This is a genomic window from Pseudomonas auratipiscis (assembly GCF_036324085.1).
Classification (GTDB): Bacteria; Pseudomonadota; Gammaproteobacteria; order Pseudomonadales; family Pseudomonadaceae; genus Aquipseudomonas; species Aquipseudomonas auratipiscis.
Window position 1 is genome coordinate 102,412 of sequence record NZ_JAZDCU010000011.1, and the last position, 12,892, is coordinate 115,303.

Sequence of the window (12,892 nt, forward strand, 5' to 3'; positions counted from 1 at the left end):
CCTAGGCCACCGTACGCGGTGGGTAGATTCGTGTAGGCACAAAAGGAATCAGCAGGGTCAGCGCCGCAGCCAGCACCGCCATGCACAAGTAAAGATCCGCTGAGGTCAGCACCAGCGCCTGTTCGTGAATGCGCTTGGCCAACCCGGGCATCTGGCTGTCGATCAACGGCGAGTTGCCCAGATTGTCGACCAGCGTGTTGGAATGAAAATGTCGGCGAACCGTGGTCAATGCCTCGAGCACGCCGGTCGCCACTACCGAAGCCAGGCCCTTGATGGTGTTGAACCAGGCCGAGGCAAACGGGCCGTCCTGCGGGGTCATGCCACCGGTGGCAAGCATCAGCAAGGGCAATACCGCCATGGGTTGGCCAAAAATGTGCAGCATCTGCAGCAGATAGAAATTGTCGCGTATCCACTCACTGGTGAGCTGACTGCCCAGCGCGCTGGACAGTGCCAGCATGCCCAGGCCGGCGGCCAGAACCCAACGACAGTCCACGGCGCGTATGTTGCACAACGCCGCGGTCAAGGGCAGCGCCAGCAGTTGCGGCAAGGCCACCAGCAGCATCAACGGAGCGGTCTGTGCCGGACGATAACCCTGGATCTGAGCGAGGTAGCTCGATGGGATGAGAATCGCTGCGGTCAGCACGATCAGCACACCGAACAAGGTGACCAGCGCATGGGTGAGGTTACGGGTCTTGAGCATCTGCAACTTGAAGAACGGCAACGGCTCGGACCATTCGTTGAGCATGAACAGCACCAGCAGCACCAGGCCACCGCCCAGCAACCAGCAGATCAATGGCGAGCTGAACCAGCCCATGCGATCGCCCAGGGTGAGGCCAATCACCAGTGAGCAGATCGCCGGCAAACCAAGCAACAAGCCCCGCCAGTCGAACTGCTTGAAGCGCTCCAGGCGTAGCGGATCCTGCGGCAAGCCCCAGGCGACACAAACCATGGCCAATAGAGACGGCAGAATGATCTGCCAGAACGCCCACTGCCATCCGACATACTCGGTCCACAACCCTGCCAACGGCGTGCCCAGGTTCGGCCCGAAAGTGGCGGTCAGGGCATACCCGGCAAGGCCATAAACCTTGATGCCGGGGGGTAAAAAGCGCAGTGCGACACTCATCAGCATTGGCGGCAAGGCGCCCGACGCAAGCCCCTGCAGGGTGCGCAACAGCATCAGGCTGGACAGATTCGGCGCATAGGGTTGCAACAGCCCAAGCAGCGCAAAGGCACCGATCGCACAGAGGGTGAAGCGCCGCAGGGAAAACGTCGCGGCCATCCACGGCGAAAAGGCCATGGCCGACACCGACGCCGCGGCATACACCGCGATCAGCCAGGCCCCCTCATCGGCACCAATGAACATACCGCCACGAATATCGGCAAGTGACGCCTTGGTGACCATTTCGTTGAGGCCGGCACACAACACTGCCAGCAATACACCAAGCAACCCGACCACGATGCGCAGGCCGAATGCGGTCGGCGCGGCGGCTCCAGCCACAGGCGGAGGCGCGACAGCAGGGGGCAACGCAGTCAACGAACTCATTACAGACATCTCCGGGGGAACAAACTACCGGCAGAAGTCTATGAAGCGCCAATGATGACGAAAACTGACATATTGGCACTTTACGAGTGCAGCAAACGCAATCCGCCGATCACGTCCTTTCGCTGCAGCACGCCTTGAGGGTCTGGCGCAGCCAGCGATGGGCCGGATCATTGTCAAAGCGTGGGTGCCAGGCCTGCATCACCGTGACCCGCTCCATCGGTAACGGAATGCGGAACGAGCGCAGCGGCAAGCCCAACTTGGTCACGCTGGTGAGGATGTTGGCCGGCATCGGCAGCAACAGGTCAGACTCCGGCAGGGAAAACATTGCCGAGTGAAAACTTGGTGTGATTAGCGCTACATGGCGCTGCACCTTGTAATTGGCCAGCTCCAGATCAATCGGTCCGTTGGCACGCCCCCGGCGGGACACGCTGATTTGCGGATAGGCGGCAAAGCGCTCCGGAGTGATTTCAGCATCGAAGATCGGATGCCCCTCGCGCGCCAGGCCGACATAGATCGTGTTGAACAAGCTCTGCACCTTGATTTCCGGCCCCAGGTCAACGGTCGAGCTGACGATCAGATCGGTGCGCCCATCACGCAGCACCGCATCGTCGTCACCGCCGCTTTCCGGAACGAAACGCAGCACGGTACGCGGTGCCTGCTCGTGCATGGTACGCAGCAATTGCGCACCGTAGAGCGCAATGAACAAGTCATTGGTGCGAATACTAAACACCCGATCCAGGGTGGCCAGCTCAACTTCCTCGCGGCTGCGAAACACCAACCCGGCCTGCTCGACCAGCGCCCGTACCTGATCGTGCAGTGCCAGCGCACGCGGCGTCGGCACCAGCCCGCGCCCGGCGCGCACCAGAATCGGGTCACCAATTGCCTCGCGGATACGCCCCAGGGTTCGACTCATGGCCGCAGGACTCAGGTTCATGCGCCGTGCAGCGCCCACCACACTGCCCTCATCGAGCAACGCGTCGAGGGCGACCAACAGGTTCATATCCGGGATCTGCATTGCCAGGCATCCAAGGGCTGGGAAGGCCTCATGTTACCAGTTCGACAGCCGCCTTCGAGTTGCGCTGCACACAACTACACAGTGCACACCAGGCCATTTATCCGCCCTCGCCTTTGGCCAACAATGACCGGCTCGCAACTCGCCCCGTGGAGCCCTGCATGCTCAGCCCCGTCCTGATTGCCATTGATGGTTCCAGCGCCTGCCAAGGGCTGCTGGAACTGGCCCGACAGTACTGCCAGCCCAACCGCCACCGCCTGCATGTGCTACTGGCCATCGACGGAGCCTTCTCGCTCAGCGATGGCCCTGGGGCGATAAGCTTATACGAGCAACAGGAGTTTCCGGCCGCCACTGAAGAACAGCGCCACGCGGTTGGCGCAGTGCAACAGGCACTGAAGAGCTTGCGTGGGTTTGGCTTCGAGAGTGAAGGCAAGCTGGCCCAGGTCGACCCCGTGGCGGCGATCGTCAGCGAAGCCCAGCGGCTCGATTGTGCGTTGATCCTTATGGGCCATCGCCATTTGAATCGACTGGGGCGCTTGCTGGACCCGTCGATCAGCAACAAGGTCATTGATCAAGTGAACTGCCCGGTGCTGGTGGACTCGCGCAAAGCCTGAAGAAATTCCCCCGCCCCTACAGGCTATCGACAGGATTGTTTCAGCCTGGGTCCTGCTGCGGTTTGACCACCACGGTGCAGGTGGTCCCCGCCGCCAGCAGGAAGCCTTCCGGCACTTCATCGATGTGAATCCGCACCGGCACCCGCTGGGCCAGGCGCACCCAGTTGAAGGTCGGGTTGACGTCAGCGATCAGCTCACGGCTTTCAGGGTTATCGCGGTCGTAGATGCCGCGGGAAATACTCTCCACATGGCCCTTGAGCACTTCACCGCTCATCATTTGCAGCTCAGCCTGGTCGCCCACTTTCACATGGGGCAGCTTGGTCTCTTCGAAGAAGCCGTAGACCCAGAACGAATCCTTGTCGACCACCGCCATTTTCGGCTCACCGGTCCGTGCGTAGTCACCGCGATGCACATTGAGGTTGGTGACGTAGCCATCGACTGTGGCGAGAATCGTGGTGCGTTTAAGATCCAGCTCGGCCGCTGCCAGTTGCGCCTGGGCGTGTTGATAATCGGCCAGCGCCGAGTTGGCAATGTTGCTGGCGTCGTCGCGGTTCTCGCGGGAAATCACCAGGTTGTCCATATCGGCACGCCGATGTGCGTTGACCTTGCGCATCTCCCAGGTGGCCTTGCGGGAGGCGACCAGGGCCTGGGCCTGCTTGACCGCCACTTGATAGTGTTCGGGGTCGATCTGCATCAGCACATCGCCCTTCTTCACCAACTGGTTGTCGCGCACCGGTACGTCAACGACATAGCCCGGCACATCGGCGGCCACATTGATGATATCGGCGCGTACCCGCCCGTCACGTGTCCAGGGCGTGTTCATGTAGTGCACCCACAGCTGGCGGCCGATGGCCACGGCAGCAGCCAACACGAGCAAGGTGGCGATCAGGCTGAAAAACTTTTTCATCAACAGGGGTCTCAACGGTAGAGAGTCAGGGCCATGGAACCGAACAGGCAGATAAATAGGCACAGGCGCAGCAGTGCCGGATGCCAGAAGAAGCGATAGCCGTCGTAGCTGGCGATAAACCGATCCAGGCCCCAGGCAAGCCCGGCGGCAAGCACAAACATCAGGGTCATGGTCGGCATATAGACGCCATGGAAGGCGATTTCACGGGGCATGGTGCAGTCCTTGGGCCGGAGCCATTGCGGCCAGCGGCGACTGGGGGTCGAGCAGCGAAGTACGGATGAAATGCAGGTAGCTCTGCACGCGACGCAAAGCCGAGGTGTCAAAGTGCCGGGCAAAGGGTTCGTCGGTGGCCTGCACGCGGCTGATGGCGTGGTCGACGGCGACCAGCGCCCGCTCGTGATTACTCGCGTTCGGTTGCAGGAACAACCGTGCCAGGGCACGCCCCATCACACGGATTGCCAGGCGCCAGGACTGCGACTCGGCGTAGCAAGGATGCACCGGCAAAATGGCCTGTTCCTTGCGCAGCTCGATGATCGCGTGGCCGACTTCCAGCACCAGGAACATCCAGCCCAACAGGTTGCTTTGCACCTGCGGCTTGCCCACCGCCAGGCCATAGGCCTGGTGCAGCAGGTCACGGGTGCGGCTTTCGAAGGCCGAGCCCAGGCCGCGCAGACGGCCGCTAATGGCAAACAACACTTGACTGCGCAGATCGAGCTCCAGCCGGCTCCACAGCCAACGGCTGTTCGGCGGCAGGATGATCGTCCCGGCAGCGGCGCACACCAACATGCCGATGACCATAGCGATGTAGTCATTGATGAAGTCGTACGGGTTGTACACGGTCAGGTTGTTTGGCACTGAGCCGGTGGCAAAGAAGATCAGCAAGCCCAGGCCGACACCGGCGTAGGCCGGGCGTGAGGCGAGGAAAGCCCCGAGCACGAATACCGGGGCCAGCACCAGGCACAGCAAGGGAAAGCCATCGATCCAGGGAAACACAAAAAAGGTTTCGAAAAAGCCGATAAAGGCGCCGATCAAGGTTCCGCAGGCCATCTGGAACGACATGCGCTTGGGGTTCGGCGAAGCTGCCGACAAGCCCACCGTGGCGGCGGCAATCAAGGTCATGATCGCACCACTGGGCCAGGCCGTGAGAATCCAGAAACTGCCCAGCACCAACAGGATGAAGGACGCACGCAGCCCTGCTGCCAGCGACACCATCCAGTCAGTCTGCGCCACATACGGTTCGTCCCACTGCTCGCGCGCATGGTTGTGCTCGGCCAGCGAGGCATGCGTCAGGGCATAGCTGTGCAGGTCGTCGACAAAGCGGTAGAGCAGCTCGTAGGCGGTGTGGAAGTCGAGCAAGTCGGACTCGCTCGGCCCAGTCTCGACATAGGCGGCACGCATGCTGCGCACGCGCTCCGGCAAGCCTTCCTTGTAGGCCGCCAGTTGCTCGGCAAGGCGCGCAGCATCGGCGTTGGTCAGCGCCCGTCCGGCATAGACATCGAGCAGCTCGGTCAACGCCTGCAGGCCCGGCTCAATAGCCGTGGTGATTTGCAGCGGACCGCGCAGACGCAGGCGCTCGAGCAATTGGTGCAGTGCATTGAAACGCGTGGTAATGGCCATGAACTCGCTATTCATGCGCCCCAACCGACCGTTGCGTCGGCGCATGTGCGGGTCTTCGAAGGCGGTGACATTGCGCAGGCTTTCCAGGCCCACGGCCTCGGCGATAAAGCGCACATTGCTGCTTTCGAAACGATCGCGCTGACTGTCACCGCGCAAACCTTCGACGACAAAGCTGGCGAACACCCCAAAGCGCTGGTACAGGGCGTTGCGCATGGCCGCACTGGCCGACTGCGGCAGAATCGCGGCGCTGACCAGTGTCGACACCAGAATCCCCAAGGAAATTTCCAGCACCCGCCAAACCGCGGCCATGAACGCGCCATCGGGGTGTTGCAGCGCCGGCAGGCCGACCATTGCCGCGGTGTAGCCCGCCAGCACGAAGCCGTAGGCGCGGAAGGTTCGATAACGCATGGCGCCCGCCGAGCACAAGCCAACCCACACCGCCAGGCTTGGCAGGAACAGTTCGGTGTTCTGCGGGAACAGCGCGATCAAGGCGACCATCATCGAGGAGCCGGCCAGGGTCCCGAGCAGGCGCCAGAAGCTTTTGGCAAACACATGCCCACTCTGCGGCTGCATAACGATGAACACGGTGATCATTGCGGTGCGCGGCTGCGGCAGCTCCAGGCGCATGGCCAGCCATAAGGTGAGGAAGGCGGCGCTCAGGACCTTGAAAATATAGACCCAGGTGACCCCGTCAGTGCGCGCCCATTCAAAGAAGCCACGGCGCCATTCAAGGGAGCCCAGCCAGCGAAACGGCAGTGTCAGAACGCTCATTCGGCACGGTCCGGCTTGTCGAACAGCGCCAGGGTCGCCGGGGTTTTCGGCGCCTGTTGTTTATCCTCGCTCGGCACATCATTGCCGGCGCCCAGGCCACCGCCGAGGGCCGTGACCAATTCAGCGTGGGCGGTCAGGCGCGCGGCCTGGACCTGCTGTTGGATCTGCTGCTGGCGAAACAGCAAGGTTTGCGCATTGAGCACATTGAGGTAATCGGTGAGACCCCGTTGAAAGGCAATCATGGCGATGTCGTAGGTTTTCTGCGCCGAGGCCACCGACTCGGCAGCAAAGTGCTGTTGCTCTTTCATCGACTCGCGACGAATCAACTGATCGGAAATGCCCTTGAGGGCCTCGACCACGGTCTGGTTGTAACGCGCCACGGCCATGTCATAGCCGGCCGATGCCACACCCAACTGCGAGCGCAGGCGACCACCGTCGAACACTGGCAGGCTGATGGCCGGGCCGACGTTGTAGTTGAACTTGCGCCCAGTGAGAAACTCCAGCGCACCACCACCTGTGGCCATGAAGCCCAAGCCGCCGACCAGATCGACATTGGGGAAGAAGCCGGCATGGGCGACATCGATACCGCGCGCCTGGGCCGCGACCTGCCAGCGGCTGGCGACCACATCAGGACGCTGGCCGACCAACTCGGCGGGCATGACCGAAGGCAGTTTCAACGCCGCCCCCAAGGCCAGTTGCGGACGCTGCAATTGCGCGCCCTCCCCTGGTCCTTTACCGGCCAGAGCGGCCAACTGGTTACGCGCCAGGGCGATTTCCTCATGCAGGGCATCGAGCTGACGATGGGTTTCCGGCAGCGGCGTCTGCGCCTGACTGACTTCGAAGTGCGTGCCAATACCACCAGCCAGGCGCCGTTGCGCCAGGGCCAGAATCTGCTCCTGCTGCTCAAGTTCAGCTTTGACGATGTCGTACTGGGCAAAATGCAGTGACAGTTGGATGTACACCTTGACGATGTTGTTCTGCAGTTCCAACTGCGCCTGGCGCAACTGGGCGGCACTCATGTGAGCCATGTCCACGGCCTGTTCACTGGCATTACGCTCGCGACCCCACAGGTCCAGGGCGTAACTGAAGCCCAGCGCGGCATTGTTGTCCCAGGTGTTGGCACCGGACAGCGCCCCTGGCCCATAGAACTGGTCTTGCGGCCAATTGTGGCGCTTGAGCGTCGACTCACCGTTCACTTGCAGTTTTTCGGCAGACTCGACCACGCCAGCCATGGCCTTGGCCTCACGCACCCGCGCCGCGGCCATGGCCATGCTCGGGCTGTCGTTTACGGCCAGCGCTATCCAGCGGTCCAGTTGTGGGTCGCCATAGGCGCGCCACCACTGCTGGTCGGGCCAGTGGGCATCGCGGGCGGCCTCGCGGATCGCCTCGTCGGTGGTAAGGGTATTGGCTTGCAGCGTCTTGCTTTGCGGGGCAATGCCCCAAGTTCCGATACAGCCGCTCAAGGTCAAGCTAAGGGCACAGACACTGAGCGCATTGAGCGCTCTGATGATGCGACGCGGCACAGCTGCGAATTCCCGACGTAGAAGGTGGATGACGCTTGGAGACGCAATTCTAGGGGGCGGTTGTGCTGGCGATAAGCGTGTATTACTGCGAATCTTTGTTACGAAAACAGTGATAATCCGGCTTTAGTCTGAAGACCGGCGTGGTTACTTCATGTCACAATTTGTCGTCTACTTTGAGAGCGACCCATGGACACCCTGCAAAACATGCGTGCTTTTAGCTGTGTAGCCCAAGTCGGTAGCTTTACCGCCGCGGCTGTGCAACTGGATACAACCACCGCCAACGTCTCACGGGCGGTTTCCAATCTTGAAGCCCATCTGCAAACCCGCCTGCTCAACCGCACCACCCGCCGCATCGCCTTGACCGAAGCTGGCAAGCGCTACCTGATGCGCTGCGAACAGATCCTTACGTATGTCGAGGAAGCCGAAGCCGAGGCCAGCGATGCCCATGCCCGTCCGGCAGGGCAATTGAAAGTCCATTCGATGACCGGCGTCGGCCAGCATTTTGTCATCGATGCCATTGCTCGCTACCGCGAAACCCATCCGGACGTCACCTTTGACCTGACCATGGCCAACCGCGTGCCAGACTTGCTCGACGAAGGCTATGACGTCTCCATCGTGTTGGCCAGCGAGCTGCCGGACTCGGGCTTCGTGTCTCAGCGCCTGGGCATCACCTACAGCATCGTCTGCGCCTCGCCCGAGTACGTGAAACGCCACGGCGTGGCGCACAAGCCCGGCGACCTGCTCAATCATGCCTGCCTGCGCATGGTCAGCCCGGTGATTCCCCTGGAGAAGTGGCTGTTCGACGGTCCGGAAGGCCAGGAAGTGGTCAACATTACCCAGGCACCGTTCCAGGTGAACTCGGCCGACGCGATGAAAGCCGCCATCCGCAGTGGCATGGGGGTTGGTGTGTTGCCGATCTACTCGGCCATAGACGGGCTGCGTGACGGATCGCTGGTTCGGGTAATGCCCGACTACCGCCTGCAGGAATTGAACCTGTACGCGATCTACCCATCGCGCCAATACCTGGATGCGAAGATCAAGACCTGGGTCGAGTACCTGCGCAATTCGCTGCCGGAAATCCTTGCAGCCCACGAGGCCGACCTCAAGACTCACGAGTTGCTGATCGCCAACTGAAATCTTGCTGCACAGAGGCGGCGGGGAATGATAGCGTGCTACCCATTCTCCACCGCCAGCAGAGATTTCGCCGATGAAAAAGACCGTCCTTGCCTTCAGCCGTATTACCCCGGCGATGGTCGAACGCCTGCAGCAAGACTTCAACGTAATCGTCCCCAATCCCAAGCTCGGCGACATCAGCGCCCAATTCAACGAAGCCTTGCCCGAGGCCCACGGCCTGATCGGCGTCGGTCGCAAACTCGGTGAAGCGCAACTGGCCAATGCCAGCAAACTGGAAGTGGTGTCGAGTGTGTCGGTGGGCTATGACAACTACGATCTGAACTACTTCAATAAGCGCGGCCTTGCCCTGACCAACACCCCCGACGTACTCACCGAAAGCACGGCAGACCTGGGTTTTGCTTTGCTCATGGGCTGCGCCCGTCGTGTTGCCGAACTGGACGCCTGGACCAAGGCCGGACACTGGCAGGCCACGGTTGGGCCGGCGCAGTTCGGTAGCGATGTACACGGTAAAACGTTGGGGATCGTTGGTCTGGGCAACATTGGTGCGGCCATTGCCCGGCGCGGACGTTTTGGCTTCAATATGCCGATCATCTACAGCGGCAACTCGCGCAAGGCGGCATTGGAGCAGGAACTCGGCGCCCAATTTCGCAGCCTTGACGAGCTATTGGCTGAAGCCGATTTTGTCTGCCTGGTGGTGCCGCTCGGCGCCCAGACCAAGCACCTGATCAGCAGCCGTGAATTGCAGCTGATGAAATCCAGCGCGTTTTTGATCAACGTGTCCCGTGGGCCGGTGGTGGATGAAGCGGCGCTGGTCGAAGCCCTGCGCGACGGCACCATTCGCGGCGCCGGACTGGACGTGTACGAGAAAGAACCGCTGACTGAATCAGCGCTGTTCCAACTGCCCAACGCCCTGACCCTGCCGCACGTCGGCTCCGCCACCGCTGAAACCCGTGAAGCCATGGCCAACCGCGCCATCGACAACCTGCGCAGCGCCCTGCTGGGCGAACGTCCACGGGACCTGGTCAATCCGCAGGTGTGGAAATCATCCCCCAGCAACCCCTAAGCGCTAGGCCCGGGCAATACTTTACCTCAAGGCAACCGCAGCAGCGGTTGTCTTGGGCTTGGGTTTTCTGAACACCAACACGTTCCCCAGCATCACCAACACCAGACCAAACAGGGCCGGTGCCGTCCACTGGTACCCTTCGTAGAACGCCGAGACATTCAACGCCACCAACGGAAACAGCACCGTGCAGTACGCTGCCCGCTCCGGTCCCATGCGCCCGACCAAGGTCAGGTAGGCGGTAAAGCCGATAACCGACCCCGGAATCACCAAGTACATCAACGAGCCGATGTAGCGTGTATTCCACTCCATCTCGAAGGGGATTCCCTTGACCAGGCAATACACCGCCAACATCCCAGCCCCGTAGAGCATGCCCCAGGCGTTGGTGGTCATCGGCCGCAAGCCGGCTTTCTGTTGCAGGCTCGAGAGCATATTGCCCGCCGAGAAACACAAGGTCCCCAGCAGCGCCAAGCCCAGACCGATCAGGGTTTCGGGACTAGCGGCATGCCCCGACAGCTCCGGCCAGAACAGCAGACCCAGCCCAGCCAAACCCAAGGCGCCGCCACCGAGTACATTGGCCGCGATCTTCTGGCCAAAGAACACCCGCGCGTTAAGGGCATTCCACAAGGTCGCGGTGGAGAACACCACAGCGATCAAGCCGCTGGGAATCCACTGACTGGCCGTCAAAAAACACATGAAGTTAACGCAGAACAGGCAAAAGCCTTGGGCCAGACATATGCCGTGGCCGCGCCGGCTCATCGGTTGCAAGCGGCGGCTGAGCAGCAAAATGGCAAACAGAATCAGCCCCGCGAGGGCAAACCGATAGACAATCGATACCGGAATCGCGACAACGCCCAATTGAAGTTTCAAGGCGATCCAGGTGGTACCCCAGATCAAAACGGTCAACAGGTACAACGACAGGTTCATGACAGCGCTCCTCGCATCCAGGCCTTCAGTCTCAGGCCTCTCCCCGGAGGTGCGCTTGCAGATTCTTGCGCTTTTACCGCGGGTGCTGCTGTCAGTCATTGCACAGCAGCGTAGGATGATGCCCAGAGGTATCGATCATGAACGCGTTGGATCAGCTGCAAGTCTTCAAAGCCATGCACGAATCACCCCATTCCCGCCTGGAACACAGCGCGGACCTCGGTGATGGCCTGGCTGCAGCCCTATGGAACAACCGTCACGACGCCCGCGACTACGAAGCCCCCAGCCACCACACACTGTCTTGCTATATCGCCGACGGCACCGGCACTTTCCGCCGCGATCAGCCCAGCCACAAAGGCGCGCCCGACAAGCTTTGCATCATGCCTGCAGGTTCGGCTTCACATTGGGTGGTGAATGGCTCTATTCGCCTGGCGCACCTGTATATCAGCCAGGAGCAATTCGCCCTCGGCTGCATCAGCCTACTCGACCGCGAACCCCGCGAACTGCAATTGCAGGAAGCCACGTTCCTGGACGATCCCGAGCAAGCCCAGCGCTTTCGCCAATTGATCGCGATGAACTGGGACGAACCCGGCGAACGCTTGCTGACCAGTACCCTGGCCCATGAAATTCTCGATCATGCTGTGCTCAGCCAGGTTGGCCAGCGCCACGGCCTGCGCCTTAAAGGCGGATTGGCAGCGTATCAACGGCGGCACGTAAGCGAATACATCGAAGGCCACCTGGAGCAGCCGCTGAGCCTTGGCGAACTGGCGTCGCAGTGCAATTTGTCCGAATACCACTTCGCGCGGATGTTCCGTGAGAGCTTTGGCCTTCCCCCCCATCAATACCTGCTGGCCCGACGTCTGGCCATGGCCCGGCACCTGCTGCGCTTTGGCGACTTGGCCTTGAGTGAAGTGGCCTTGCAATGCGGCTTTGCCAGCGCCAGCCATTTCAGCAATCGCTTTCGCCAAGCCGTGGGCGCAACACCTGGGGCGTACCGGGCTGCATTCAGACGCTAGGCTTTTGTCTTGAAAGTACCGGCGCAAACCCACTCGACCTATGCAATTTGCCGCGCCCGCGACTTACATCAAGCCTGCACCTTCCGACTGAACAAGTACCTAGTAAAAATGATAGGTTTTTGCCCGTTTTTCGTTGTTTTCGTAACCGTTCAGCGAAAAAAGCTCTCCTTCGCCAATTAATTTGAACCGTTGGAGAACGCTAGCGCTCAAGTTCATTGAAGCCAGGCCCTTACCGAGTAAGCGCCATCCGCTTCACCTATGAACTTGACTGTTATCTGGAGACTCACATGGGCTTGTTAAGCAAGATTATGGAAAAACTGGGCATCGGCCGCGATGACAATACCCACACCACTGCCCCCACACCCGACGTGCAAACCCCGGTAGGCACCCCGCCGACGCCGGTACCGCCTTCCACTCCCACCTCCACTCCGACTCCCGCCTCCACAACCCCTCAGGGTTCAGCGCAGTCGACCCTTCAGCCTGTCGATGTCGGCGCCAAGCTCGACGCCTTGGCAGCGCAGCACTCAGAAACACTGAATTGGAGAACGTCGATTGTCGATCTGCTCAAGCTGCTCAACATCGACAGCAGCCTGGACAATCGCAAGGAACTGGCCAAAGAGCTCAACTACAGCGGTTCTACCGATGACTCGGCGACCATGAATGTGTGGCTGCACAAAGCGGTAATGACCAAGCTTGCAGAAAATGGCGGCCAGCTTCCCGCCGATCTGCATAACTGAAAATCGATGTGTTCAAGCGCTGCACAGTGAGAGA

General features: G+C 60.8%; 12 protein-coding genes. 5 read left to right on the forward strand and 7 right to left on the reverse strand.

From position 1 onward, the window contains the following. Position 1: 1 nt before the first annotated feature. Complete coding sequence (locus tag V0R60_RS16600; RefSeq protein ID WP_330080100.1) at positions 2–1,543, reverse strand: MFS transporter; 1,542 nt, start codon at positions 1,541–1,543, stop codon at positions 2–4. A 109-nt stretch (positions 1,544–1,652) separates the two neighbouring features. Beyond that, positions 1,653–2,558, reverse strand: coding sequence for a LysR family transcriptional regulator (locus V0R60_RS16605; RefSeq protein WP_136474625.1), 906 nt, complete (start codon positions 2,556–2,558; stop codon positions 1,653–1,655). 158 nt (positions 2,559–2,716) lie between these two features. Here V0R60_RS16605 and V0R60_RS16610 point away from each other — a divergent pair, with 158 nt between their 5' ends. After that, complete coding sequence (locus V0R60_RS16610; protein WP_330080099.1) at positions 2,717–3,169, forward strand: universal stress protein; 453 nt, start codon at positions 2,717–2,719, stop codon at positions 3,167–3,169. Between the two features lie 40 nt (positions 3,170–3,209). Here V0R60_RS16610 and V0R60_RS16615 read toward each other — a convergent pair whose 3' ends face one another. From V0R60_RS16615 to V0R60_RS16630, 4 genes are read right to left on the reverse strand one after another with little or no spacing between them, the layout of a single operon-like run. Next, positions 3,210–4,076, reverse strand: coding sequence for an efflux RND transporter periplasmic adaptor subunit (locus V0R60_RS16615; RefSeq protein WP_136474623.1), 867 nt, complete (start codon positions 4,074–4,076; stop codon positions 3,210–3,212). An 11-nt stretch (positions 4,077–4,087) separates the two neighbouring features. Further along, complete coding sequence (locus V0R60_RS16620; protein ID WP_136474622.1) at positions 4,088–4,288, reverse strand: DUF1656 domain-containing protein; 201 nt, start codon at positions 4,286–4,288, stop codon at positions 4,088–4,090. Beyond that, entirely contained in the window at positions 4,278–6,464 is a 2,187-nt protein-coding gene (locus tag V0R60_RS16625; RefSeq protein WP_330080098.1) for an FUSC family protein, read from the reverse strand. The genes V0R60_RS16620 and V0R60_RS16625 overlap by 11 nt, the downstream gene beginning before the upstream one ends. Further along, the gene (locus V0R60_RS16630; protein WP_330080097.1) at positions 6,461–7,987 is read right to left on the reverse strand and encodes an efflux transporter outer membrane subunit; all 1,527 of its coding nucleotides are present in this window, start codon (positions 7,985–7,987) and stop codon (positions 6,461–6,463) included. The genes V0R60_RS16625 and V0R60_RS16630 overlap by 4 nt, the downstream gene beginning before the upstream one ends. 186 nt (positions 7,988–8,173) lie before the next feature. Here V0R60_RS16630 and V0R60_RS16635 point away from each other — a divergent pair, with 186 nt between their 5' ends. Further along, complete coding sequence (locus V0R60_RS16635) at positions 8,174–9,121, forward strand: LysR family transcriptional regulator (protein ID WP_136474619.1); 948 nt, start codon at positions 8,174–8,176, stop codon at positions 9,119–9,121. Between the two features lie 73 nt (positions 9,122–9,194). Beyond that, entirely contained in the window at positions 9,195–10,184 is a 990-nt protein-coding gene (locus V0R60_RS16640) for a 2-hydroxyacid dehydrogenase (RefSeq protein ID WP_330080096.1), read from the forward strand. 21 nt (positions 10,185–10,205) lie between these two features. On the opposite strand, the gene V0R60_RS16645 is transcribed toward V0R60_RS16640, so the two are convergent. Beyond that, on the reverse strand, positions 10,206–11,108 hold the full coding sequence (locus V0R60_RS16645; RefSeq protein ID WP_330080095.1) for a DMT family transporter: 903 nt from the start codon (positions 11,106–11,108) through the stop codon (positions 10,206–10,208). A gap of 137 nt (positions 11,109–11,245) precedes the next feature. Between V0R60_RS16645 and V0R60_RS16650 the strand changes: the two genes are divergently transcribed. Beyond that, positions 11,246–12,121, forward strand: a complete 876-nt coding sequence (locus V0R60_RS16650) for an AraC family transcriptional regulator (RefSeq protein WP_136474616.1) — start codon at positions 11,246–11,248, stop codon at positions 12,119–12,121. 287 nt (positions 12,122–12,408) lie between these two features. Beyond that, positions 12,409–12,858, forward strand: coding sequence for a DUF3597 domain-containing protein (locus tag V0R60_RS16655; RefSeq protein ID WP_330080094.1), 450 nt, complete (start codon positions 12,409–12,411; stop codon positions 12,856–12,858). Positions 12,859–12,892 lie beyond the last annotated feature (34 nt).